The sequence below is a fragment of the Mesorhizobium ciceri biovar biserrulae genome (assembly GCF_001618845.1).
Taxonomy (GTDB): Bacteria; Pseudomonadota; Alphaproteobacteria; order Rhizobiales; family Rhizobiaceae; genus Mesorhizobium; species Mesorhizobium ciceri.
This window is the reverse complement of the sequence record NZ_CP015065.1, coordinates 268924-291413: the sequence shown is the minus strand read 5'-3', so window position 1 is coordinate 291413 and position 22490 is coordinate 268924. Positions and strand designations below refer to the sequence as shown.

Here is a 22490-nt window from a genome sequence, read left to right as displayed (position 1 = left end):
ACCTTCCCCGAGGCCCGTCGACCAGCTGCGCTGACGAACAAGTAAAAGAGGATCTATTGTGGATTTGACTTTGCCATCCCCTGTTTCTCAACCCGTCGTCGCGCAACTGACGCGGGCCGCGATATTTCTCGTCGTGACGGTCAATTCCGGACCAGAACACGAAGCGACCGTGCGCGCTCTATGTGGCGATCTTTCCGCGCTTCTGCGCGCAGTCGGGTCCCGCGATCTTGAGGGTCGGCTCTCGTGTGTCATGGCGTTTGGTTCAAATGCCTGGGACCGTTTGTTTGGAGCCTCCAGACCGAAGGACCTGCATCCATTTCGCGAGATACAAGGCCTGCATCACGCCGTCTCGACGCCAGGCGACATCCTCTTTCACATTCGTGCGCCGCGCATGGATCTTTGTTTCGAACTGGCGACGCAGATCATGTCGCGGCTCGATGGCGCAGTCTCCACAGCAGATGAGGTGCACGGCTTCAACTATTTCGATGACCGCGACCTGATCGGCTTCGTCGACGGCACGGAAAACCCGGTGGCTGAGCGCGCCGTCAAGGCCGCAATCATCGGCGAGGAGGACCCCTTATTTGCCGGAGGCAGCTATGTGATAGTGCAAAAGTACCTGCATGATCTGAAAGCATGGAACGGGCTCCCAATCGAGGAGCAAGAGGGAATTGTTGGCAGGAAAAAACTCACCGATGTCGAGCTGGACGATGCCGTAAAGCCGACCTCCGCCCACAATGCGCTGACCACAATCATCGAGAACGGAGAGCAGTTGGAGATCGTCCGCGACAACATGCCATTCGGCGACGTGGGCAAGGGCGAGTTCGGCACTTATTTCATCGGCTACGCCCGTTCGCCGCGCAGAATCGAGCAGATGCTCGAGAACATGTTCATTGGCCGCCCGCCAGGCAACTACGATCGGTTGCTGGACTTCAGCCGTGCAGTCACCGGCAATTTGTTCTTCGTACCGTCGGCGACATTCCTGGAAAAGGTTGCGACGGGGGAAGCCATGTCGACCGCTGGTCTGGGCCCGTCGGGTTGACCTGTTCGGAGTCGCCGTCAAATAGGTTCCCACCAAATATCGATCACCCCGTCATGGGAATGGCTTGCCACGCGCGGTGTCTTGTCGAAGACCTCCCAGCGGCGAAAATCCCTCTCAATGGCGTCGGTCAGCTCGAACAGCATCGTCTCGATCCCGATGTGGTGGATGAGGCGCATCATGTTGTCGACGCTGACGAAGGGCACCATGGCCTTTGCGGACGGAAGGGGGCTCGGCATGCTCGGTCTCCTGCGGGCTATCTGGACGTTTGCAGCCAGCGTACGGCCAAGCCATACTGATCAAAATCTCAACATCGCCCTGCAAATTGCGCAAGGATAGCAAATATGCCCAATGAAATTGTCAAATCGGTCAATATTCGATGATCGGCAGCGACATCGCAAAATATGCCCCCGATGCGCTCGACCGGGCAATCATCGCCCATCTGAGGGTAGACGGACGCGCCTCGCTGGCAAAACTTGCCGAAGCCGTCGGCGTCGCGAGAGGCACGATCCAGAACAGGCTCGACCGGCTTCTGGCAACGGGAACCCTCACGGGCTTCACGGTCCGCGTGCGGGAGGACTACGACGACAACGCAGTCCATGCCGTCATGATGATTGAGCTCGTCGGCAAATGGACGACACAGGTGAACCGCAAACTGCGCGGTCTTCCCGAGGTGCGCGCCTTGCATACGACGAACGGCAACTGGAGTGTCGAGTGGCGGGTGGTCGGGCCGCAAGGGGTCTGGCGTCATAGGCTAACCTCCAGTTGCGGCGATCCTGTCGTAAGCGGGGCGGCATCGCAAGAGAATTGGCTCTGCTGCGCACAGCCTGTAAGCCAGCGTGCAATTTTGCTCTAATGCAGATTTGCTGGAGTGGCGGTCGTTTCCAATTCGCCGACCTAGTTGTCGACCGCGATCATCACGTCGGATGCCTTAACCGCAGCACAGGTTCCAGGCCGACTTCGAGGCCAGTTCGTCGTCCGCCTGATGAACGGCGGGTATCAGAATAGTGCCGTTCGCTCGCGAACGACGGGGGATGGAGTCGTGAGCTGACAAGAGAAACTTTGCCCGAGGACGCGTGTCAGCGAGCGTACGGTGCATCTAACCCGGTATCCAAGATCGAGCAGCTGCAAGATACAGCACATACCGAGGAAGCCGGAACCTCCCGTAACCAGCACTTGTTGGGATTGCGTAGGACGTTTCAGAGGTCTGATCATCGGCATCTGAAGTTGCGGGATTTCCATCGCAGTTTGAGCACTGATTCGATAGCCGACCACGCCCTTTCCCGATAGCTTGGTCCTCTCCCCGGAAAAGCACAATCTCATACAGCTGGAAGACATTCTGCCCGACGACTATGCAGTGTGGGTCAAACCACGCCAAAGTTCGGCTTGAAAATCGACGGCGGGCGGAACCGATCTTATGTCGATGAATAGGTCAAACCCTCGTTTTTCGAATAGATGCCTAACGCTGACAAACACCACGCCTACGGCGCGATCGACCCAAAGGTGCAGCCGGTAGGGAATGATGCGGATGAGCCCGGTGGGATGATCGGTCAGGACGGCCAAGGGTCGCGCCGCGCCACCGGCAACAACCCTAGAGCCACATTGCGACTGGTGCCGACATCTTTGTTGCGGAGGCCCAGGCAGCTTTATTCCCGTAAACCAGACATGCCAACGACAACACTTGAGGCCGCTGTTGCGCCAGGGTCGGCGAATCTTCCATGTGCCGCACGCCACCTTGGCTCCCGGCCTTCATTGTCGTACCCTCGCGTCGCAAAGTCAGCGTGTGCAGAGGAGGCGCGTTCGAATGCGGGTTCCAATTTGGCTCCTTTCGACCTTTGTGCTGTTGTTGGCAACATTTCCATCCGGGGTGCACGCTGCCAGCGACAATCCGAAGCTCACGCCACTCGTTGCGGAGATCATCGCTCCCCCGCATGTTATTCCAGGCTCGGACGGCAGGCGTCACATCGTCTACGAACTGGCAGTGACGAATATCACTAGCGGCGATGTCCGTTTCGAGAAGCTCAAGGTCGTCGATGCCGACAGCGGAGCACCGCTTGCAGAACTCGGCCCGGATGAATTGCGCACGCGCGTCACGCCGGGCGCAAGCCGCGGCAACGAAAACCGCGAGTTGGCCGCCTATCAGTTCGCCGTCATCTTTCTGCATGTCGTGCTTGCGGACGGCGCGGCGGTTCCGGCTCGCATTACCCACGAGATCACGGCGTTTTTCGCGGTCATCGGCGCCGACATGACGGTGACGATTGGCGAGGGTGCCGTCGTTGCGAAGGCACCGGTGGCTCTTGGGCCGCCTTTGCGCGGCAAGGGTTATGTCGCGGCTGACGGCTGCTGCGATTCCATCCGCCATGTCCGCGCCCTGCTGTCGCTCGACGGCAAGTTCTACCTTGCCCAGCGTTTCGCTATCGACTGGGAGCAAATCGACGACAACAACACGCTGGTCGTGGGCGACCTTAAGGTTCCTGCGAACTACCACATCTATGGCAAGCCTATCCTTGCCGTTGCCGACGGCACCGTGGTCGGGACGCGCGACGACTTGCAGGACCAAGTGCCCGGTGCGCTGCCCGCCAACTTGCCGATTGACGAGGCCGACGGAAACTTCGTCGTGCTCGACCTCGGCTCGGGCTTGTTCGTCAACTACGCCCACATGCGGCCGGGGAGCGTTAAGGTGAAGCTCGGAGACAAGGTGCAGCGCGGCGATCAGATTGGCGAAGTCGGCAATACCGGGAACAGTCAAGCGCCGCATTTGCACCTGCATGTGATGGACAGCGCTTCTCCGTTGGCCTCGGACGGCCTCCCCTATGTGTTCGACAGCTTTACCATCACCGCGGTCGGCGAGACCACCGAGGATTTTGACAAGGCGGAAGCGACCGGATCGCCGATGACGCTTACGCCGCGCGTCCCGCCCCAGAAACTGGAAGACGTGCTGCCGCTTGACCTCTCTGTTGTTGACTGGCCACAGTGATCGCCCTGTAAAAGGCAGTGGACAGTCCGCCCTGATTTCCGAAATGGTGAGCTCGAAGCCGATGACCGCCACCCGCACAATACCCTTACGTCTTTTCCTTGCCGCTGCCGTCCTTACCTGCGCAAGTCCTGCAAACGCCGATCGGCTGCTGGACGAATCGGTCGAATTCACCGGCACATTCGCTTTTGTGAGTTCAGGCGCGCCGGGCCTGGTGATCGCCGGCGTTCGCAACGGCGAGACGGCGTTTGCCGGTTTCGGCGAAACGGTCCGCGGATCCGGCATAGAGCCGAATGCCGACACAATGATGCGAGTGGCATCCATTTCGAAGGCATTTTGCGGAGACGCTCTCGCCAGTTTGTTGGTAAAAGGAGAGATCGGCCTGACTGACCCTGTTCAGACGCACCTGCCTGACGGTTTCGTGGTGCCGGAGAAGGATGGGCGGACCCTAAGGATCATCGACCTCGCGACACAGACATCCGGCCTGCCGCGCGAGATGCCGCAGGCAGGTGGAACACCCAACGACCCTACGCCGGCCACACAAAGGAAGCGATGATCGCAGCCATGCACGGGGAGCCGTTTCTGTTTCCTCCCGGAACTGGCGCGCTCTATTCGAACCTGGGCTTCGACCTCCTGGGACTGGCGATCAGCGGAGCGGCTGGCAAGCCGTACGCTACCGTCTTGGAGGAGCGTGTGTTGCGGCCACGCGGCATGGTGGACACGGTCTTCAATCCGCGACCTGGTGACGAGGGCCGGCTGATGCAGGGCCACAATTTCGACGGCACGCCGCTTCCCTTCGTGCCGACACCGATGACGATGGAATGCGCCTCGGGGCTTTATACGACGCCCAACGATATGCTGAAGTGGATAACCTGGCACTTGGCTCAAGGCGGCTCCGAGGACGATGCACGCCGCATTATCGACCACGCCAGCCTAGTCCGGAGGGATGGGCTCTCTCCGGCGCTGGGCCTCGACGACGGTGGCGCGCCGATGGATGCGATGGCACTCGGTTGGGTTGTGGTAGAGGCCGACGGCAACCGTCCGCTGGTGCTTCACAAATCCGGAGGGCGACAAGGCATGTTTACATATGTTGCCATCGCGCCGACGCGCGGCGTCGGCGTCTTCGCGGCGATCAACCAGTTCAACGCCGGGGGCTTTGAAGCAATGGTGCACGCAGTAAACGAACTGATCTATCAGCTCGCGCCCCGCTGACTGCGCTCTCGTCTCACAATCAGATTTCTCGTCGAGGACATTCCAATGACCGGTTTAGGCCACAGGCGCTTGCTCATCCTCTGCTTCACGGCAGCCTGCGTCCTTGCGGCTCCTCACGTCGCCGCCGCCAAAGATCGTCTGCTTGAGGAAGCCGTGGGATTTGCCGGCGGCATCGCCTTCCTGGGCTCGGGCGCTCCTGGCCTCGTGATCGCCGCGGTTCGCAACGGCGAGACGGCCTTCGCTGGCTTCGGCGAAATCCGCAAGGGCTCGGGGCAGGTGCCCGACGAACATACGCTGATGCGGATAGCCTCGATCTCCAAGACCTTCTGCGGCGATCTGATGGGCTCGATGATTGTGGATGGCGTCATCGGCGCGACCGATCCCCTTGCCAAACACCTCGGGAAGGACTGGACCGTGCCTGGGCTCGAAGGACGAACGCCGAGGCTCATCGATCTGGTGACGCAGGCATCCGGCCTGCCGCGCGAGGTACCGAACCAGACAGGCGGCACGCCGGACGACCCGTTCGCCGGCAATACCTTCGACCTCAGCCGCGCTGAGCTTGCGAAGCCAGAACCCTATCTTTTCCCTCCCGGCACGGGTGCCTTTTACTCGAACTGGGGTTACGATCTGCTCGGCCTCGCGCTGGCCAATGCCGGTGGCAAGTCCTATGGCGATCTGCTGGCCGAGCGGGTGCTCACGCCCCGCCAACTGACCGACACCAAGCTCAACCTGGCGGAAGGCGATGCGGCGCGGACCATGCAGGGCCATTTCTTCGACGGCACACCGTTGCCCCTCGTTCCTTCGCCGGAAACGATCGGATGCGCGGGCGGGCTCTACACCTCCGCCGCCGACATGATGAAGTTCATGGCCTGGCACCTTCGCAAGGATGCGGCCGGCGATGGGGAGCGTACCGTCGACCATGCGGGCTGGCTCTGGCGCGACGGTCTCTCGCCGGTAATCGGCATCGACGATGCGGGGCCGATGGGAATGATGACGCTTGGCTGGGTCGGAGTTCTGGCCGACAAGGACAAGCCCATGATGCTCAACAAGACCGGCGGATTGCAGGGGCAGTTCAGTTATGTGGTGTTGGCGCCAACGCGCGGTGTCGGTGTCTTCGCCTCGATCAATCAGTTCAGTGTCGGTGGGTTCAAGGCGATGGTCGCAGCAACGAATGATCTCGTCGCGCAACTTGCGCCAAGATAAGGGCAGTTCAGGCGGGAGCTACGCCACCTAATACGAGCTGATTAGCTGGAACAAAAAACGCGTGCCGGTATCAGTCAGACCTCGGTTATCTCTGAACGGTACCGCAACAAGCGCCCTTGCATTGAGGTGTTGCCCAAATGCAGCCTTTGCACCTATTCCGGCCGAGCCGAGTTCCGCCTCAATGTAATCCACGCCCGTATCGTGGTTCCAGACCGCACCGTAATCGACATAAGCAAACACGTTCAGATTTGGGATCGGCAAAGCCTCCGGGAGTTCGATGTTGCGTCCCAATTCCAGCGAGGCCGCTATCCCGCTATCGCCTGAAGCGGCCGAGCCATCGAAAGCCAGGCCATAGGGATCGCCGCCGAGCACCAACTGGACCGACGATGGCACCGCCGTCGGCGCATATTGCGCAGCCACTCTGAGGTGGGCGACGGCCAGCGAAGCGATCTCCTTGGTAAGGTCGAGGTCGCCCCGAAAATACCTGTAGTCATCAGGAACGCCTGGACGCGGTGCAAGCGGATCGGTGCTGCTGCTCGCGCCAAAGCCGTCGAGGCCTTGGCCGAAAGTACCTGTCAGCGTGATGGCGCCGTTTTCCAACTCACCGGTATACTTAAGGGAGGCCGCCAGCCATCGGAGGTCCTCATCCGTCTGCGTTTCGCCGCCCAACGCCAGCGAGTTGTCCTTGAAGTTCAATTCAAGGCGGCTAAACAGGCTGTGGTCAATTGTCCGCAGCAGTGGGTAGTTGACATACGCGCTGCCGAACCTAGAGGCTATGTCGAGATCGAGAGGCTTGAGGTCGGCGCCCGGCTGGGAAGAGACATAACCGATGCTGTATCCTACATGCAGTCCGTCATACCCGATCGGGACATCGTGCGAAGCCAGCACGAACTTCAACTCCTCGGGACTGTCCGGAATGGTCACCAGGGCGATGTTCGCCACATCGAACAGCCTAAGCGCATCGTTGAAGGTGCCGGTGCCGGTCAGCTGAAATGGGCCGACGGCTTTGCTGCCGAGATTGTCGACTATTGTGTTTGCGCCGGCCCGCTTGAAGCCAATGTCGAGTTTCAGATCACCGCCGGCGGAGGGCGTTTCGGGCCGAATGAAAGTGCCTTCGATGGTCAGGCCGCCAAGATCGCTCATCAGCAACAGCACGCGCTCGGCCTCCTTGATCCGGATTGGCCGCATGGCGACGATGCGATCGATGTAAGGTTTCAAACGCCGGTCAATATCAGGGATGGCGCTGTTGATGGTGACCCGGCGCACATAGGATTCGTAGAGAACGATGACGACGTTGCCGGATGAAAAGTCCTGCTCGGGAACGACGGCCCACGAGAAATATCCGGCCTTCTGGTAGATCTCGTCGATCCGCTCGGCGATGGCGTAAAGGTCGGCGGCGCTTATCTTTTTGTTCCGCTGCGCGGCCCACGCTTGCTCCAGCGTAGCGCTGGGCACCGTCACCGCGCCTCGAACGGTTATCGACCTCAAGGTAAACATTGTTTTTTCGGCTTGTTCCGAGCTCGTTGCCTTGCGTGCATCCGGAACTGACAGGTCAATCGTGCCGGGCTTCCTCGGAGCGGAATAGCGTCGGATGATCTCGTTCTGATCCGAAACCACCGAATCGATCCGCTCGGGGATCGTCTGGCTAAGGCTCGGTCCGACCATGAAGGCACCGGTTGCAAGACTGATGGACACGCGACGTACTGCGTCGAACCAGTGGGACAGCGCCTTGCGAAGAGGCATCAATCAAACTCGCTGACATGTCGTGGCAGGGATAATCAACGGTTATTCGAAACTTGGTTTAGCAAATTAGCAAATATGTTGGGGTCCGTCATCCCGCGATGCACACCCGTCAGTGCCCCAACAAAGCGCAGACCGCCTGAGCCTGAACCTCCCGCAAGCGGTCGAGCAACGCGCCAGCCGGCTCAGCGATGTTCAGCGTGGTGGTGACCGAGCGCGTCCCGTCGGCGGTTGACGCCGCCCACTGCGTGTAGCCCGGGAAACTGCCGGTGTGGCCATAAACGACACCGCACGGCGTGGTGTAGCGGAACAGTCCGAGACCGGCCTCGTTCGTCCCGGGTCCGGGCGGACTGGAATTGCCGGCCACGAACTTCATCTGTTCAATCTGCTCGGCAGCGCCGAAGAACTTCAGTCCGAGATCTGCCCGTATGAACATCGACAAATCATCAGGCGTCGACACGATCGCGCCCGACGCCCACGCACCGCTCGGGCTGACGAAGGTCGTGACATCTTTCGGCTCGGATCCGGGCGCGACGACATAGCCGTGGATGGCGGGCCCAGGCAGCGCGATGTCGCGCGTGGGGAAACTCGTCCGGGCGAGGGCGGCAGGACCAAACGCGATGTTCTTCAGCAGCGTCCCGTAGGGCATTCCTGTGACCGCCTCGGCGATCAGCCCGACGACGACGTTGTCCGTGTTGGAGTAGGTATACTGGGTGCCGGGCGTAAACTCGAGCGGGTCGTTGCGGACCCAGCCGATGATCTCAATGGGCTGCACGTAACCTTGAGGATTTGTCGCGACCTGCTCGGCCAAGCCCTTGGACTGCAAGTAGTCGGGCAGGCCGCTGGTGTGATTCAGCATCTGGCGGACCGTGACGGCCGACCATGCCGCCGGCAGATCAGGCAGGTGCTGGCCGATGGTGTCGTCGAGGCCGAGCCGGCCCTTCTGGACGAGGTGCAGGGCAATGGCGCCGTTGAATGCTTTTGAGATGCTGGCGATGCGCATGTATTGGTCGACCCCCAGCGCCTCACCCGATATGACATCGGCGCGCCCCGCTGTGAGTACGGTCATGCGACCGTCGCGGTAGAGCGTGGCGATCGCCCCGGGAGGTCCATCCTCTGCATCGAGGAGCTCCTGTAGGCCGGCCTGGACCTTTGCATCGGCCGTTCTCAACTGAGCCGCGGTTAAGCCGGTCGAGCGTGCCGGGCCTTCGCTATCAGGATGTTTTACATAGAGATCCGGATTCATCTCTTCAGAAGACACGATGACCTCGTCATTGACGCCCGAGTCAATATAATCATCGGTAATTGAAAAGCCTGCCAGAAGCTGTTTGTCCGTGAGAGGATACCAGGAGCCAAGTTCGTGCGAGTAGGCGGCAATGGCCAGCATCGCGAGTTCGCGATTGCTATACAGGTCGACTTCATAATCTTCGACCAATTTGCCATCCGAATATTTCTTATATCCATCAATGTAAGGATCGCGGGAATTGTCGCCTCTATACTTATCAACAATGTCGCCGACGGTGACCTTAGACTTGTTTCCGTGGAAATAGATCTTGCGGAGGAGAAAACCCCAAGCAGCTACCCCATACTCTGGGGTTTCATAAATGGCAGTTTGGTTGCCGTACCGGTCTGGCAGAGTGCAACCCACATATCCTCTCATGCTGTCTCGCTGCCATTTCGAGATGTTTATGGCGCCGGGATTGTTTGTTCGAAGGGCCCTCCGAGTAAGCGCATTTGAGGAACTATAGTCAGCGTCCGGCAGGCTGCTAAAGAAATTGCCGATCCCGACCAGACTTCTGAAGTTGAATTCAGTAGCTTCAGGATATTTCGCATCGTCGCGAAATGGCGGGGCTAGACTGCGCGCCTTGTTCGCTTGCCAAAACGGCAGCCCGAGTGCACTACCGGTCTGCATCCCCACTGTGCCGTCAACGGGCATTCCATATGTGCTCTGGAAGGACTTCACAGCGCTTGCTGTCTGCGAACCAAACACTCCATCAATCGCTGAGGCGTAAACAGATTTGTCCGTGAGTACGCTCTGTAGAAGCGCAACCCTACGATCAAGAACGTTGCTTCGTGTTTGCTGAAAGACCGGACCGACGGGTTGACGCTTGTCGCTGATGCTGAAGTTGCTGACCCATTCGCTCGACCCGGAATAATCGTCAGGTGCTCCGCATTTCAGGGGATTCGCTGCGCTAACTTCATCCGGGCTTTCAAAAGCGAAGGCCGGACCGTAAGGCAAGAGGGCCAGGAGCGCAATGCCAAGCCAACCGCCCATCCCCGGCCTGAAACAACCGCCTATCATCTGGCGACTTCACCGCATGCGTTGACTTCATCGGTCTTCGACATGCATCCTCCGATCTTCGGCGAATGTCAGTTCGCCTCCTTAACCGACCTTCTCGTCTCCCGAGCACTTTTTCCATATCATCCAAAGAGTGGATGACGGAAGGTGAACTCGATTCTGATCTGGCGAATCTTTGTCAGAAACGCCGCTATCGCCGCGGCAGCCTGCAACTTCAGCGCCGAGAGCTTCCGCTTGTCCGACGTGAACTCGGAGCGAGCCATGTTTACGAGCTCGTATCGGCGAGAAACAGTCCTTTCCGGCGAATGGTTGAGCCGTGCGGTCTCCGATTGGAGCAGACCCTGACATGCGGAATTCCGATCCCCTATCAAGGGGTGCGCTTACGCACCTTAGGCGACCAGCGCGCATTTGCAGCCAAGTGGAGTCACTTGGCGTCGCGAAAGTGCGGCTGTGTTGAACGATGCCGGCCTGTCTGACTTCGCCGAGCTGCGCAAGGCGATCACACGACGGCAGCACGACCTCTACTTTGTCGCCTTCGACCTGCTGCACCTCAATGGTCATGACCTGCGCGACATGGCACTGGAGGAACGGCGTGAGATCCTTGAAAGCGTGATCCCCGCCAAAATCCGCATCCAATTCAGCCAGGCGCTGCCCGGCGAGGCCAATCCATCACCTGATCGATGAAGCCGGTCTGGAGGGGCTGGCATCAAAGCCACGCCAGATCGGCGCCAAAAGGCATGAAGCGTGAAGCATGTGCGTGGCGAGGCAGACTCTTGCCATGCATGGCTGCAGGACTTTCGGGAAGAATGAGCAAGCGGGGAAGCGATTTTCTCTCCCATTGGATATCGGATGGTGATCGATATGGCTGTGGACGCAAAACGGGCAGCGCGAGCCAGGGCATTCCGGGCCAAGAGATCGATGAAGAGATCGGCCCGATCTTCGAAGACATCATGCAGGGTTGCGGGGCGCCACGCTTAGCCGCTGCGAGGAGGACTAATGCTCGGCAGCCGAGGGTTCGACAAGGTGTTGCTAATATGCAGCAGCGGCGGCATCTCTGACGGCCACCGCCTGGAACCGCTTCTCACGGCTGGCTGTAGACGTCAAAATGAGAACGAAAATCGGGAGGTGACGAAGATGGATAAGCGAGAGAACAGGATCATTGAGACGTGTTGCCTTATAGCCGTTCCGGTATCGATGGCTCTCACTATGGTGCTTGCTCAACTGATCCTTGGCTGAACCCAAGGCACCGACCAGGCAAGACATGAGCCGTATTACGCGACCGCTAAACCGGCAGGCGATCTGGCAACGCTAGCTATCGTTGCTCAGGTGGTTTCAGGATTACCTGAACATCGCGGGCAAAATCTACTACGAAACCCACTTGCTCCGCTGATGCGGATGCAAGCATTTTTCAGCGAGGTCGCGCTGGACCTGGTCTGCGCGGATGGATCGACCCTTCCTGTCCTCGTCAACGCCGCGGAGCGGCGAGGCGAATCGGGCAATCTGCGGTTCATCCGCATCACCGTCTTCAATGCGTCCGACCGCCGCCGCTATGAACGAGAGCTTCTGGAAGCGCGCCGCACTGCAGAGCGGGCCAACGCCGAACTGCTTAAACTCCCATACACTCGAACGTCGCGTGGCCCAGGCGGCCGAGGTCGCCTGAAGAGCGAGCGGGCACTTCACCAGGCGCACAAAATGGAGGCGGTTGGCCAACTGACCGCCGGCATCGCCCATGATTTTAATAACATGCTCTCAGTCATTGTGTCGTCGCTCGGGCTACTCGAGAGGCGGCTTGCAAACGGCGAGGACCTTTCCCGGTTTGTTTCCTCCGCAAACCCGGTTTGTTTCCTCCGCAAACTTAGACTAGCGCTGGGCCTCTGAGTTCGCCTCACCGAGCGCGCAATTCAATCTATAGGTTCACGGACGCAACGGCTTGTTCTTGTGCATCGCAGCAACGATATTGCTGCATGTGCGTTGTGCAGGACCGTGCCATTCCGGCGCACAAGGACACCGACTTGCGAAATATATCCGATACGATCGCTCGCCTGAACGCGATGCACGCGCGGCCAGCAGCTGGATCCGGAGAACGGAACGACGCTCACTTGTCCGAAATTACAGGGTTCGGGTCCAATCCCGGAGCCTTGCGCGCGAGGCTTTATCTTCCGAAGAACCTGGCCCGGCAGGCGGCGCTGGTCGTCGTGCTGCATGGCTGCACCCAGAACGCGGCCAGCTATGATCATGGCTCCGGCTGGAGCGAGCTCGCCGCCGAGCATGGTTTTGCGGTGCTGTTCCCCGAGCAGCAGCGCGCCAACAACCCCAATCTTTGCTTCAACTGGTTTGTACCAGGCGATATCAGGCGCGACAGCGGCGAGGCACTGTCCATCCGCCAGATGATCGAGGCGGCAGTGGTTACGCATGGCCTCGATCGCAAGAGGATCTTTCTCACCGGTCTGTCCGCCGGCGGCGCTATGGCGGCGGTGATGCTGGCGGACTATCCCGAACTGTTTGCCGGCGGCGCGATCATTGCCGGGCTCGCCTATGGAAGTGCCTCGACGATCTCCGCAGCCTTCGACCGCATGCGCGGCCATGGCGGTCCGTCCCAAGCCGACCTCCAGCGGCTGTTGCGGGCGGCCTCGCCGCACAAGGGTCCGTGGCCGCGTATTTCGATATGGCAGGGCTCGGCCGACACGACTGTTGTGCCTGCCAATGCGGATGCAGTCCTGGCGCAGTGGCAAAGCGTGCACAATCTCGGCGAAAAGCCAACACGCATAGAGAAGGTCGACGGCCAGACGCGGAAGGTCTGGAGCGACAGCAACGGGCGCGAGGTAGTCGAGACGTTCACCATTGCCGGCATGGGCCATGGGACGCCACTGCAAACTGGCGGCGGCGATGGTCTCGGCAACGCAGGGCCTTTCATGCTGGATGTTGGGATTTCCTCGACACGCCACATCGCCCGCTTCTGGGAATTGACGAAGCCGGACGTGCGACGCAAAGCCAAAGCCGAGGTCGCTTCAGGCGCCGCATTGCAGTCCTTTGCACCCACGGAAAAACCGCGGGCAGTCCGAAACGATCCCACGCCGGAGCGAGCCAATGCGCGCGGTCCGGAAAGTGGGATTTCCAAGGTCATCGAAAATGCTCTGCGCGCTGCGGGGTTGATGCGCTGAATTGTTGTGGCGGAGGAGCTCTTTGTCTGGACCCTGCTGAACCAAGAGCCAACCATCGATAAGGCAGTGAACCCCTGCTTACCCAAGACAGCGGCGTCGTTTGGGCCAAGGCTATTTACCATCGGCCCTGGAAAGCGCTCTTGAAACAGGCCGGCCTGTCGGATGTGACGCTACATGAGCTGCGGCATACCTACGCCAGCACGATGGTTCGAAATGGCGCTCCGTTGATCATCGTGGCACAGGCCCTTGGTCGCAGCGACACCCGAATGGTGGAGAAGCACTATGCTCACCTCGCCCCGTCCTATGTAGCGGACATCGTTCGCCGACTCGCACCCGACACTTAGAGGACAATCGCAATGGCTGAGGTCGTAATTGCCTGCTCACTTGCCGTGATCGCGTGCTTCTGCGCGTTGTGCATAATCGCGTTTTTCACGCTGGCGAAGTCCGCTACCCATCCTTCTTACCTTGAACAGAAAGATGACGCCGCTCGGCGCTTGGCCGAGCCATTAGGTCCAACCGTGCGAGAAGCTGTAGCCACGGCGATGGCAAAGGCACGGCGCTCCGAAACCTATTAAGCTCAACTCGACCTACGCCATTGCCGTGAGGCGCTTGCCCGCGCGCTCGTGCACGAAGGTGGCCATGTGAATAATAGGACCGGACCGCCCCACCTTCCGTGGCGTTACAGCTATTCAGAGCGATCGACAGTTCCACGCATTTGCGATGCCGCTTGGGCTTCGAAAAAGCTGACCGGCTTATCCGACGTCGCCCAGACGCAAATTCCGTAGGCAATCCCGAAGGAGATCAACAGGGCGGGCAAGATGGGTAAGCGGTGCATGGATCGGCTGGGCCTCTTTGTTGCAGACCCGCCCACAACCTCCTGCAACCCGATCGGTTCGACATAAAATATTTACCGTGTTGGCATGGTTTACGGATGGTTTCGCAGGCCATCGCGGATGCTTGCCACTGTGTCTGCTGGCGAAGACAAAAAAAGCCCGCTGCCGGGAGGAGGTGGCAGCGGGCTCGATTTTCGAATGTGGCGCGGGAGGAGGTGCGCCTCATTCAGCGCCGGCATCGCATCTGGGAGGAGTAGATGGCCGACAATCAAAATCTACCCGCTGCCCAGCGATTTCTGCAATCGTGGATCGTGCATAGCTGCTGTGCAGATTTGCTTGTGCCGACACACGTGTAGCATCAGGCCTCCGAATTGGGCAATTTTGTAAGCTCAGCAATCGAGGGAAGGCCGGTCCCGATCCTTGGAGGCGACACCAAGGCCATTCGCGACGCAGAGGAAGAGGACGTGTTCGACAAGATCGCCGCCCCGCCCCGGAAAAAGTTTGCCAGCGGGTCGGAACACTACTGCTGCTCCGGCATTTCAGTATTTTCCTGAGGGTCTTTTTTCACGCCCGGGCTGGGTGACGTATCCACTGGCGCATTACCGCCCTGGTTTTGCACAGGAGCACGCTTGAACGGTGCCAAGAGCCGTTCGATAAGGGCGTGAGTACAAAGAATGCCATTAGGCCTAGGAAAATGACGGCAATAACCGCCACGCCCCACGCCATGAGTCTTCGCGTGCCGCGTTGTTCTTCCCTGCGAGATAGATTGTCCACCATTGCTCCGGCCTCTCGTGAAGTGGCGCCTGTTGCGAAAGCATCTCCCTCCTCGAACTTCGCTATTGCATCAAAGTTCCGGCCCCGGTGCAGCATCCGCGAAAGAGCATTTTTAAGCTTAGCGCTCTAACGGCGTCGCCGGCGCATTGGGGGAATAGGCTTCGGGTTTAGCCTTAGCCACTGACCGGCGGCGAAGTTCCTCGCGAATTCCTCGGTCTCGAAAAGATGCTGGGTGGTTTCGCCATTCTCGACGAGTTGTACCGCCCACTGGCCGTCGATGTGTTCGATACGAACACCAGCCCTTTGGTCATCGTCCACGGCCCGCACTCCCACACACGACGAAGGCACCAACAAATCATAGCGCCCAAAGCGCTTCAACGTTCGAAATGTACAAAGCGAAGGAGAAGTCCTGTGACCGGCGTGGTGCGCACACTTCTGGAACGCTGGCAACCGAAGGGTCGATCACGAAGACGGTCATAGGCGAAAATGCGACTGACGCGGCATCCCTGGATTGCTCGGTCGCGCTCGGTAGGCTCGGCCTGGAGGTCACTGTTACCGGCGTTGCAGCAAATCCTACGCGTGGAATGCCGTCGTGCGGATTCTAGAGGTTTAGTTGTATCCGAGCAGGTGACGCAATCCGACAATCGGTAGATAGACGGTCCAAATCATGCCGATGGCGGAGGCAACACCAAGGCCAATCGCGGGAGCCCACGCCCTCCATTGCATCTGGAGCCGCGCTGCCAATTCAGTCAAACTGTCTTCCATGGACGAATTCTTCCCAAGTTGATCGAGGGGCGAAAATGCCAATGAACCTCAAGACTGCCGCGCTTGCAATCGCTGCTAGTATTTGCATCGCTGGTTTCGCCTACTCCAGCGGTCACAAGGCCGGTCGTGTTTCTCAACTAAAAGACGCCGTCACGGCCTACAACCGCCGCATCGGGATTGACGACAAGGCCAACAGCCTCGGCCGCGTCGATCTCTGCCTGGAGCTTGGTGGCCTACTTGATGAGTGCCAGCGGCTAGACCGCTGATTTGCTTAACCGGCTGATTTCAGCCGTCCACCTCCATTGCCAATTCAACAACTGCCCATCAGGGCGGAAAGGTACTAGCCATGGACCGCAACTTTGCGCGGGCGCTTGCGCTCGTTCTGAAATCTGAAGGCCTCTGGTCGGGACAATCCGGCGGATGGCGGCGCCACCATGAAAGGCGTCACGCTCACCAACTTCCGCCGCTTTGTGAAAGCCGATGCTACCAATTCCGACCTGCGTCAGATCACTGACGCCCAAGTAGCGATGGTCTGTCGCCGGTTCTACTGGGATTCGACGGCCGGTGCCAAATGTCGGCGATGTGGTCCTCGATGCGTTCGACCGCGCGCAGCCGGTAGATCAGCCTGCATAGGATGTGCGCCATGCGGGTGAAGGCCTCGCGGCGCCCGACATTGGTGGCCCATTCCCCGTAGATCGCCGCGTCGATCAGCGTCGAGCGCCAGAACGCGGCGGCAAAGCTAGGGTGCTGTTCACAGATGGCGCGCAGTGTGTCGTGGCGCATGAAGCCGACACGCGATGGCGTCAGGGTCGGAAGGTGCAGTCCATCACCGAAAGATGTAGTCCGTGCAGATTCGGAATGTCGCCGGTCACGAAGAATGATGTGATCTGCCGCTTACCCTCGCCGGTGTGTTTGGTAGAGCCGACCAAGCCGTCGATAAGGACAAACGAATGCGAGGGCCGATCGCCATCACGGACAAGGTCATGATTGGCCTGGAATTCCTTCTCCTGGATCGGGATGCCTCTCAGGACCGGCCTCGGATGGAATCTTCCATGTCTCTGCCTGGCACGTGCCGGCAATCCTTATGCCGAGCCGCGTTCCGGCAGCTCGTTCTCTTCCGCCACCTCTTTTTGCACGTCTCGGCGCGAGCGTTCCGCCTCGTCGGAACTATATTCGTCATCGGTCCGCTCGAGTTCGCGATCGATTGTCTCGCGAGACCCCTCCACCGGATCCTGTTGCGGAGATGTTTTCGGGCCGGTTTCGATCTTGCCTTCGCCGGGAACGGTGCGGTCGGAAGACTTCGACATCTTCGGTTTCCCTTCGTCTGTTGTACTGCCTTCACATTCCGGTTTCCTGCCCCAACAGGATCGTCGATGATTTGTTCCGAGGCAGGTCCCCGCTGGTTTCTTTTGCTGCCACGCTCCGGTTGCGACGCTTCGATGCCAAAGCTTTATTGTCGAGACCAACCACCCATGGCGTGGTCGCACTGACCGCTGCGCTCGCCAAGCTTGGCCGGTTAGACGAAGCGAGGGCCGCCGCCGCTCGTGTGCTTGAGCGGTGAATACCCAAGGGCGTCATAGATGAACTGATTGAGGCCGTACCTGGCAGCTTGCGGAAGTTCAGAAGGGCTGTGTCATTCGCCCTCTGGGCTTCGAAGGCGAAGAACTCAATGAAGGCCATGCAAACGAGTTCGGGATAAGCGTAATGGGTAGAACCATTGCGCTGTATCTCCATAAAGAGCGTCGGCTCGTCGTACCCTGCCTGCCTAAGGTAGTCGGAAAAATAGAGCGACCGCCCGCGCTGGAGATCGAGGCCGAAGTTTGTCTTCCCACTCCTTGGTGATCTCTTGGATGGCAGACCGTGCCGCGCCACAGATGGCGAAAGGCCGCTTTGCGTGAGATAGGCCATGCCATTTTCAAGCACGCCCATTTCGATGCCGTTGACGTCTTTTTCAACCTCGATTCCGAGGTCGAGAGGAAGCTGTTTATAGGTGGCCGGAAATCGAGGTGAACTTGCCATTAACCCGTTGATTGCTTGGCGCAACCCTTGATTCGAGTCACGTAAGGTACACAACTATAGCGATTCCTAATACAGGAGCTTTACTTATCCCCGGAGCGCCCGCCCGCCATTCCCCTACGGCTGGGTAGCGCCATCTGGACTCCAACAAGCAAGAGTCGCATTCTTCGATGGGGAGAGGGTTATGGGCCTCCAAAAACAGAAGCCTATAAGGCGGCATAGGCGTTCGCTGTTAGAGCAGCGGGCGCTGATCCCGGTTTTGCTTTGCGGTGTTGCCGGGGCAAGCTATCTCATACCGCCGCAAGCCGAACAGCATCCCCTTCCCACAGTGCATCGTCTGGGTAGCCCTAGCTCGCCAAGTGGATGCAACATTAAGGGCAATATCAGCGAAACAGGCGACCGTATCTATCACATGCCAGGTCAGCGCTACTATGACGAAACGGTCGTTAACCCGGCCAAGGGGGAGCGCTGGTTTTGCTCTCAATGGGATGCTTGGTGGGCTGGCTGGCGAAAGTCGAAGGTATGACGGGAACTGAGGCTGCGGAATCGGCAAAAACATCTGTAGGTCGGCGCGCAACAGAATATTAGCAATCGGGAACATACGGCTCCTGCGGAAGTTTCTCGGCTGAAGGGACCTCAGGGAGGTTGCTATGAGAAAACTGTTCCTTGCTTCCGTGATCGCCATCGCCTGCGCCGCAGCCACGGTCGCGCCTGCGGATGCACACTTCGGTTCTGGCATCGGCTTTTTTGGTCCGTTCGGCGGCTTTGGTCCGTTCGGCGGTGGCCCCTTCTACGGCGGAGGTCCGTTTTACGACTATGGCGGCCGCTACTACGGCCCCCGCTATCCTGGCTACGTGGTCCGCTACCCGCATCGCTACTATTTCCGGCATCGTCACCATTGCCGCGTGAAGTGGGTCAAGCACTGGCACCATCACCACCGGGTGCTGGAACGCGTTCGGGTTTGCCGTTACTGACAAGCCGGATTGGCCTACCGCCCTTCGTTGGCCTTGGCATAAGCATTCGCCTGCCCCATGCCGGAATGCTTCGTCGGGTCGGGCAATAGCTGAAACCGACGCTTGCTGTTCGCAATTCGAGCAGCGCATCTAGGCTCGAGATCAGCGGCCATCGCTGGCGCATCAGCGCCGTACCGCTCGCGCTGCGCCTCCAGGTCGAGCGTGCGGAATGATTGCAGCGGGCGCAATGCGCCGTCATGCCGCTTTCGATCAATGAACCAAACGTCCATCCCATGGCGTGAACATAGCAGGAACGGGAGCGGCGATCAACGATATCTCAAAGTGGCCGGCGCCCTTTGGCGGGGTGCTTCGGAGATGGACGCCGGCCTGGCGGGCGGGGTTGGCACGTCACATGGTGGTCGACACGGTCGGATACCAAGCGACGGTGACAGAACCGTGCCGACCAATCTGGGCACGAGGGTGGGCCTAGTGCCCAAACTTTTACGCTACTCGCAAAACGACAGCGCAACAATTAGACCTCATGGACTAGTTCGCGCAGTACGATCTTCGAAAAGTCGGAACTATCCTTTGAATCCCAGGTTGGCACAGTGGCGGTCGATTCTCAGGATGTAGCCGCCCTAATTGCGAACTCGTCGTGCTTGGCCAACGCGGCGGGTTCTGCGCGTGTCATCCCTTTGCAACCATTTTAGCTTAATCTAATTTAAACTCGGTCAGTCCGAGTTCGCGTATGTTGAAGTTCATCCGGCCAATGTTCCCCACGCTTGTCGAGGTGCCGCCGACAGGGGACAACTGGATTCACGAAATCAAGTACGATGGCTATCGGACGCAAATCATAATCGAGGACGGCACGGCCCGAGCGATCACCCGAAGGGGCTACGACTGGTCATCGACGTACAAGACGATAGTCGAGGTGGCGGCAACCCTTTCTCCCAAGTCGGCAATCATCGACGGCGAGGCAATCGTCCTCAATGGGAAGGGCGTGTCGGATTTCCATTCGCTGCGGTCCGCAATGCGATGGGCGCCGGATCGGATCATCTTCGTCGCCTTCGATCTACTGCACCTGGACGGGGTCAACCTGCGCCCAGCACCTCTGCTGGAACGTCGGGAAAAGCTGCTCGAACTCGTCGGGCCTGCCAAGGGCGTGATCCAGTACAGTCACCATGTGCATGGCGGCGGGGCCGACTTCTACGCCGCGGTTGATCGCATGGGCCTGGAGGGCATGGTGTCGAAGCGGCCTGACAGCGTTTATCGGTCAGGCGACACCGAAGCGTGGCTGAAAACCAAATGCTACGAGGAAGTCGACTTTGAAGTGGCAGGCGTGCAGCTAAAACCGGGATCGGCACCACTCGCTTTGATGGCAACCCGCGATGCGGAACGCCGCTATGTCGGATCGGCTCACATCGCCTTGACCAAAGCCATGCGAGAACGCCTATGGGCCAAGGTGCAGGAGGGGAAAGGCACGCCACCGAAGGGAGCCGACAAGCCAGACGCCGAATGGATCAAACCTGGCCTTGTCGGACGAGTGAAGACCCTTAAGCGCGAGGACAAGCTACGCCATGCGACTTTGCGGGCGATCCGCGAGGCTAAGGCATGACGCCCCGGCCGCTCCACCATGTGAACGTCGAACCCAACTCCCCTGTGGCAGTCGATCAGCGTGCAGCCTTGAAGCTCGTCCGAATGGCCATCGAGCAGGTATGCCCTGCCGGCGTGCTGCCTAGCGAGGAATGGGTGACGGGCTACTATGGCCCAGAACCGATCTATGAAGGCGAGGCATTGGCCAAGGCGATCATTGAGACCGTGGAGCGCCTGACGAAGTAAGCCCGCCGCTGAGGACACAATTACAGCGGCGGGCCTTGCACTTGCACCAGAGCTTGGATTTGAGGAGGGGAATCTCAACCAAGCACATTTCCAACTTCAATTTCAGAAACAGGTTCCAGCCCTACGAAAAAGATTAATCGCGGGTGGCCCGCCACCGGGTCTCGGAGCCAGTGGCGGGCCTTGCTTGGCTGTTTCAAGGAGATTTCCTTACCAAGCGCATTCCGAACTTCGACTGCGGACGCATGTTCCTCCCAGGTCGGTGCAAGAGTTTATGCACCCGGTGGCAATCGATGCATTGGCCAAGGGACGCCCAACAGGTCAACAGACCTTAATCGGCTTTCCAGCGCGCAACATGGCCCGCGCAATTGCGAGTTGCGTTTCCAGCCTGGCGTTCTCTTTCTGAGCCATATTGTTGGCCGCTATGAGCCGTTTCAGCGCCCGCAATGTCTCGCCTCGCGTCCATCCCGCCTCCAGCATGCAATCGACAATCGCCTGAAAGCCCGGCTCCATGGCCTCCTGGCAGTCGATGGCTCGGTCCTGATAATCGTCCTGTCGCTTGGGCGGATTGACCATATCTGATTCTCAGTTGGCGGGGCCTTTGGGCTTTGTCTCGGACGTAGATCCGTCGAGGAGATCGAGAAATGAGTGCAACGCCTTCACCATCATCCGAGCGCCGTTTTCGCTCAGGGTGAAGGATCGCTTCCCCTCGGCAGTCAATAGCCCGACAAGGCAGACCTCGGGATTATCGCGGTCATCGATTTCGATTGTGACGCCCGAGACCGCTGGCAGCATTACGTCCTTTGGCTTCTTCGGCATCACCACAACCTTGATACGTTCTCACTCCGTTCCCATCTTGGGCGGGCCTCGATCCTTGTCAATGAGACGACCTGAATGTGTGGACGCGTTTTTGTAAAATCGACCATCCCGGACATGGTGCGGCGCTTCGAGTTCGCGCACCCTGGCGACGTTGAGCGTTTGGGCAACGGGTTCCCGGTCTGGAATGGCGCGCCCAGCCTGACCTATCCAATCATTGTACGTGAAGAGCTTTCCACGAGCATGGCCGGTTTCCTTTCTGCGAAGTGGGGGCTGGTTCCCGGCTGGGCGCGCGATGGCGGCGGGCGGCCACCGCCTGTCAATGCGCGGTGCGAGACGATTGCCAGCAACGGCATGTTCCGAAAAGCATACGCCGCGCGCCGTTGCCTGGTGCCCGTCGACGGCTATTTCGAATGGCAAAAGCTCGATGGTTCGGGCACGAAAAAGCAGCCTTACGCTATCGCGATGACGGAGGACGAGCCTTTTGCCATGGCTGGAGTATGGGAAGAATATGCCGACAAGGCGACCGGCGAGTTGATCCGGACCTTCGCTGTCGTCACCTGCGAGCCCAATACGTTGATGGCGACGATCCATGATCGGATGCCGGTTATTCTGGCGCCTGCCGATTACATGCGCTGGCTCGGACCGGAACTGGATCCACGCGACCTCATGAAGCCATATCCTTCGGAGCTGATGAAGATGTGGCCGATTGACAGGAAGGTCGGAAGCCCGCGAAACAACACGCCGGACATCATTGACGAAATTGGCGTGGGACCAAACGACCTTTTCGACGTTTGAGCCTTTACACTGAACGGTCGCGGTAGGAATATTGTCCTCAGGTGGGGCGACTCTCAAAAGGTGTCGCAATGGCT

General features: G+C 59.2%; 28 protein-coding genes and 1 pseudogene. 18 read left to right on the top strand and 11 right to left on the bottom strand.

Going from position 1 to position 22490, the window contains the following annotated elements:
• The first annotated feature begins 70 nt into the window (after positions 1–70).
• Positions 71–1039 (top strand): Dyp-type peroxidase, encoded by a 969-nt coding sequence (locus A4R29_RS31215; RefSeq protein ID WP_082827619.1) that lies wholly within the window; start codon positions 71–73, stop codon positions 1037–1039.
• Positions 1040–1074: 35 nt separating this feature from the next.
• Here the strand turns inward: A4R29_RS31215 and A4R29_RS31210 are convergent.
• A pseudogene (locus A4R29_RS31210) lies at positions 1075–1275 on the bottom strand (ornithine cyclodeaminase); the annotation flags it as partial.
• A gap of 140 nt (positions 1276–1415) precedes the next feature.
• Between A4R29_RS31210 and A4R29_RS31205 the strand changes: the two are divergent.
• Positions 1416–1892 carry an Lrp/AsnC family transcriptional regulator gene (locus A4R29_RS31205; protein WP_082827618.1) on the top strand — a complete coding sequence of 159 codons (477 nt, stop codon included), beginning with the start codon at positions 1416–1418 and terminating at the stop codon, positions 1890–1892.
• Between the two features lie 494 nt (positions 1893–2386).
• Here A4R29_RS31205 and A4R29_RS34730 read toward each other — a convergent pair whose 3' ends face one another.
• Positions 2387–2599 (bottom strand): hypothetical protein, encoded by a 213-nt coding sequence (locus tag A4R29_RS34730; RefSeq protein WP_164753728.1) that lies wholly within the window; start codon positions 2597–2599, stop codon positions 2387–2389.
• Between the two features lie 274 nt (positions 2600–2873).
• On the opposite strand from A4R29_RS34730, the gene A4R29_RS31200 reads away from it, so the two are divergent.
• From A4R29_RS31200 to ampH, 4 genes are read left to right on the top strand one after another with little or no spacing between them, the layout of a single operon-like run.
• Positions 2874–4013, top strand: a complete 1140-nt coding sequence (locus tag A4R29_RS31200) for a M23 family metallopeptidase (RefSeq protein ID WP_244506991.1) — start codon at positions 2874–2876, stop codon at positions 4011–4013.
• Positions 3982–4566 (top strand): serine hydrolase, encoded by a 585-nt coding sequence (locus A4R29_RS35410; RefSeq protein WP_276327773.1) that lies wholly within the window; start codon positions 3982–3984, stop codon positions 4564–4566. The genes A4R29_RS31200 and A4R29_RS35410 overlap by 32 nt, the downstream gene beginning before the upstream one ends.
• Positions 4563–5222 (top strand): serine hydrolase, encoded by a 660-nt coding sequence (locus A4R29_RS35405; RefSeq protein ID WP_063173956.1) that lies wholly within the window; start codon positions 4563–4565, stop codon positions 5220–5222. The genes A4R29_RS35410 and A4R29_RS35405 overlap by 4 nt, the downstream gene beginning before the upstream one ends.
• 45 nt (positions 5223–5267) lie before the next feature.
• Entirely contained in the window at positions 5268–6425 is a 1158-nt protein-coding gene (gene ampH / locus A4R29_RS31185; RefSeq protein ID WP_063173955.1) for a D-alanyl-D-alanine-carboxypeptidase/endopeptidase AmpH, read from the top strand.
• A 27-nt stretch (positions 6426–6452) separates the two neighbouring features.
• Here ampH and A4R29_RS31180 read toward each other — a convergent pair whose 3' ends face one another.
• Together A4R29_RS31180 and A4R29_RS33700 are read right to left on the bottom strand one after the other, a co-directional pair.
• Complete coding sequence (locus tag A4R29_RS31180) at positions 6453–8168, bottom strand: ShlB/FhaC/HecB family hemolysin secretion/activation protein (protein WP_063173954.1); 1716 nt, start codon at positions 8166–8168, stop codon at positions 6453–6455.
• Positions 8169–8277: 109 nt separating this feature from the next.
• Entirely contained in the window at positions 8278–10440 is a 2163-nt protein-coding gene (locus tag A4R29_RS33700) for a serine hydrolase (RefSeq protein WP_082827617.1), read from the bottom strand.
• Positions 10441–10917: 477 nt separating this feature from the next.
• Between A4R29_RS33700 and A4R29_RS31170 the strand changes: the two genes are divergently transcribed.
• From A4R29_RS31170 to A4R29_RS31145, 5 genes are all read left to right on the top strand, one after another.
• Positions 10918–11148, top strand: a complete 231-nt coding sequence (locus A4R29_RS31170; protein ID WP_063170633.1) for an ATP-dependent DNA ligase — start codon at positions 10918–10920, stop codon at positions 11146–11148.
• Between the two features lie 711 nt (positions 11149–11859).
• A complete protein-coding gene (locus A4R29_RS34370) occupies positions 11860–12342 on the top strand; it encodes a sensor histidine kinase (protein WP_145923808.1) in 483 nt (160 codons plus the stop codon).
• A gap of 173 nt (positions 12343–12515) precedes the next feature.
• A complete protein-coding gene (locus tag A4R29_RS31155) occupies positions 12516–13625 on the top strand; it encodes an extracellular catalytic domain type 1 short-chain-length polyhydroxyalkanoate depolymerase (protein WP_082827650.1) in 1110 nt (369 codons plus the stop codon).
• 164 nt (positions 13626–13789) lie between these two features.
• Positions 13790–13969, top strand: a complete 180-nt coding sequence (locus tag A4R29_RS31150) for a tyrosine-type recombinase/integrase (protein WP_244507027.1) — start codon at positions 13790–13792, stop codon at positions 13967–13969.
• A gap of 12 nt (positions 13970–13981) precedes the next feature.
• On the top strand, positions 13982–14200 hold the full coding sequence (locus tag A4R29_RS31145) for a hypothetical protein (protein WP_063173950.1): 219 nt from the start codon (positions 13982–13984) through the stop codon (positions 14198–14200).
• Between the two features lie 1158 nt (positions 14201–15358).
• On the opposite strand, the gene A4R29_RS31135 is transcribed toward A4R29_RS31145, so the two are convergent.
• Positions 15359–15550, bottom strand: coding sequence for a hypothetical protein (locus tag A4R29_RS31135; RefSeq protein WP_082827649.1), 192 nt, complete (start codon positions 15548–15550; stop codon positions 15359–15361).
• Between the two features lie 488 nt (positions 15551–16038).
• Here A4R29_RS31135 and A4R29_RS31130 point away from each other — a divergent pair, with 488 nt between their 5' ends.
• Both A4R29_RS31130 and A4R29_RS35225 read left to right on the top strand, forming a co-directional pair.
• Positions 16039–16263 (top strand): hypothetical protein, encoded by a 225-nt coding sequence (locus tag A4R29_RS31130; RefSeq protein ID WP_063173947.1) that lies wholly within the window; start codon positions 16039–16041, stop codon positions 16261–16263.
• Positions 16264–16431: 168 nt separating this feature from the next.
• On the top strand, positions 16432–16650 hold the full coding sequence (locus A4R29_RS35225; protein WP_244507020.1) for a glycosyl hydrolase 108 family protein: 219 nt from the start codon (positions 16432–16434) through the stop codon (positions 16648–16650).
• Between the two features lie 150 nt (positions 16651–16800).
• On the opposite strand, the gene A4R29_RS35510 is transcribed toward A4R29_RS35225, so the two are convergent.
• From A4R29_RS35510 to A4R29_RS31115, 3 genes are read right to left on the bottom strand one after another with little or no spacing between them, the layout of a single operon-like run.
• Positions 16801–17076: a cyclic nucleotide-binding domain-containing protein gene (locus tag A4R29_RS35510; protein ID WP_338039908.1), complete on the bottom strand. Its 276-nt coding sequence runs from the start codon at positions 17074–17076 to the stop codon at positions 16801–16803.
• Positions 17077–17079: 3 nt separating this feature from the next.
• A complete protein-coding gene (locus A4R29_RS31120; RefSeq protein ID WP_063173946.1) occupies positions 17080–17304 on the bottom strand; it encodes a hypothetical protein in 225 nt (74 codons plus the stop codon).
• A 31-nt stretch (positions 17305–17335) separates the two neighbouring features.
• Entirely contained in the window at positions 17336–18040 is a 705-nt protein-coding gene (locus tag A4R29_RS31115; protein ID WP_145923807.1) for a hypothetical protein, read from the bottom strand.
• A 157-nt stretch (positions 18041–18197) separates the two neighbouring features.
• Between A4R29_RS31115 and A4R29_RS35710 the strand changes: the two genes are divergently transcribed.
• The gene (locus A4R29_RS35710) at positions 18198–18539 is read left to right on the top strand and encodes a sunset domain-containing protein (RefSeq protein ID WP_082827615.1); all 342 of its coding nucleotides are present in this window, start codon (positions 18198–18200) and stop codon (positions 18537–18539) included.
• A gap of 124 nt (positions 18540–18663) precedes the next feature.
• The gene (locus A4R29_RS31105; RefSeq protein ID WP_063173944.1) at positions 18664–18987 is read left to right on the top strand and encodes a hypothetical protein; all 324 of its coding nucleotides are present in this window, start codon (positions 18664–18666) and stop codon (positions 18985–18987) included.
• A gap of 14 nt (positions 18988–19001) precedes the next feature.
• Here the strand turns inward: A4R29_RS31105 and A4R29_RS33670 are convergent, their stop codons facing one another.
• Positions 19002–19256: a hypothetical protein gene (locus A4R29_RS33670; RefSeq protein ID WP_063173943.1), complete on the bottom strand. Its 255-nt coding sequence runs from the start codon at positions 19254–19256 to the stop codon at positions 19002–19004.
• 458 nt (positions 19257–19714) lie between these two features.
• Between A4R29_RS33670 and A4R29_RS31095 the strand changes: the two genes are divergently transcribed.
• Positions 19715–20581 carry an ATP-dependent DNA ligase gene (locus A4R29_RS31095; protein WP_063173942.1) on the top strand — a complete coding sequence of 289 codons (867 nt, stop codon included), beginning with the start codon at positions 19715–19717 and terminating at the stop codon, positions 20579–20581.
• Between the two features lie 83 nt (positions 20582–20664).
• Positions 20665–20805, top strand: a complete 141-nt coding sequence (locus tag A4R29_RS35215) for a hypothetical protein (protein ID WP_244507019.1) — start codon at positions 20665–20667, stop codon at positions 20803–20805.
• Between the two features lie 318 nt (positions 20806–21123).
• Here the strand turns inward: A4R29_RS35215 and A4R29_RS31085 are convergent, their stop codons facing one another.
• Together A4R29_RS31085 and A4R29_RS31080 are read right to left on the bottom strand one after the other, a co-directional pair.
• Positions 21124–21378 (bottom strand): hypothetical protein, encoded by a 255-nt coding sequence (locus A4R29_RS31085; RefSeq protein ID WP_024505445.1) that lies wholly within the window; start codon positions 21376–21378, stop codon positions 21124–21126.
• A 9-nt stretch (positions 21379–21387) separates the two neighbouring features.
• Positions 21388–21621 (bottom strand): hypothetical protein, encoded by a 234-nt coding sequence (locus tag A4R29_RS31080; protein WP_013525244.1) that lies wholly within the window; start codon positions 21619–21621, stop codon positions 21388–21390.
• 75 nt (positions 21622–21696) lie between these two features.
• On the opposite strand from A4R29_RS31080, the gene A4R29_RS31075 reads away from it, so the two are divergent.
• A complete protein-coding gene (locus A4R29_RS31075; RefSeq protein ID WP_024505444.1) occupies positions 21697–22416 on the top strand; it encodes an SOS response-associated peptidase in 720 nt (239 codons plus the stop codon).
• Positions 22417–22490 lie beyond the last annotated feature (74 nt).

Bases quoted from the DNA above. Each gene is read 5' to 3' on its own strand.
- A4R29_RS31075 (WP_024505444.1), top strand. From the start codon at position 21,697: ATGTGTGGACGCGTTTTTGTAAAATCGACCATCCCGGACATGGTGCGG.
- A4R29_RS31105 (WP_063173944.1), top strand. From the start codon at position 18,664: ATGAGAAAACTGTTCCTTGCTTCCGTGATCGCCATCGCCTGCGCCGCA.
- A4R29_RS31130 (WP_063173947.1), top strand. From the start codon at position 16,039: ATGAACCTCAAGACTGCCGCGCTTGCAATCGCTGCTAGTATTTGCATC.
- A4R29_RS33670 (WP_063173943.1), bottom strand. From the start codon at position 19,256: ATGGACGTTTGGTTCATTGATCGAAAGCGGCATGACGGCGCATTGCGC.
- A4R29_RS35710 (WP_082827615.1), top strand. From the start codon at position 18,198: ATGGGCCTCCAAAAACAGAAGCCTATAAGGCGGCATAGGCGTTCGCTG.
- A4R29_RS31155 (WP_082827650.1), top strand. From the start codon at position 12,516: ATGCACGCGCGGCCAGCAGCTGGATCCGGAGAACGGAACGACGCTCAC.
- A4R29_RS34370 (WP_145923808.1), top strand. From the start codon at position 11,860: ATGCAAGCATTTTTCAGCGAGGTCGCGCTGGACCTGGTCTGCGCGGAT.
- A4R29_RS31120 (WP_063173946.1), bottom strand. From the start codon at position 17,304: ATGTCGAAGTCTTCCGACCGCACCGTTCCCGGCGAAGGCAAGATCGAA.
- A4R29_RS35225 (WP_244507020.1), top strand. From the start codon at position 16,432: ATGAAAGGCGTCACGCTCACCAACTTCCGCCGCTTTGTGAAAGCCGAT.
- A4R29_RS31180 (WP_063173954.1), bottom strand. From the start codon at position 8,168: ATGCCTCTTCGCAAGGCGCTGTCCCACTGGTTCGACGCAGTACGTCGC.
- A4R29_RS33700 (WP_082827617.1), bottom strand. From the start codon at position 10,440: ATGGGCGGTTGGCTTGGCATTGCGCTCCTGGCCCTCTTGCCTTACGGT.
- A4R29_RS31080 (WP_013525244.1), bottom strand. From the start codon at position 21,621: ATGCCGAAGAAGCCAAAGGACGTAATGCTGCCAGCGGTCTCGGGCGTC.
- A4R29_RS35215 (WP_244507019.1), top strand. From the start codon at position 20,665: ATGGCCATCGAGCAGGTATGCCCTGCCGGCGTGCTGCCTAGCGAGGAA.
- A4R29_RS31145 (WP_063173950.1), top strand. From the start codon at position 13,982: ATGGCTGAGGTCGTAATTGCCTGCTCACTTGCCGTGATCGCGTGCTTC.
- A4R29_RS31205 (WP_082827618.1), top strand. From the start codon at position 1,416: ATGATCGGCAGCGACATCGCAAAATATGCCCCCGATGCGCTCGACCGG.
- A4R29_RS31095 (WP_063173942.1), top strand. From the start codon at position 19,715: ATGTTGAAGTTCATCCGGCCAATGTTCCCCACGCTTGTCGAGGTGCCG.
- A4R29_RS31085 (WP_024505445.1), bottom strand. From the start codon at position 21,378: ATGGTCAATCCGCCCAAGCGACAGGACGATTATCAGGACCGAGCCATC.
- ampH (WP_063173955.1), top strand. From the start codon at position 5,268: ATGACCGGTTTAGGCCACAGGCGCTTGCTCATCCTCTGCTTCACGGCA.
- A4R29_RS35405 (WP_063173956.1), top strand. From the start codon at position 4,563: ATGATCGCAGCCATGCACGGGGAGCCGTTTCTGTTTCCTCCCGGAACT.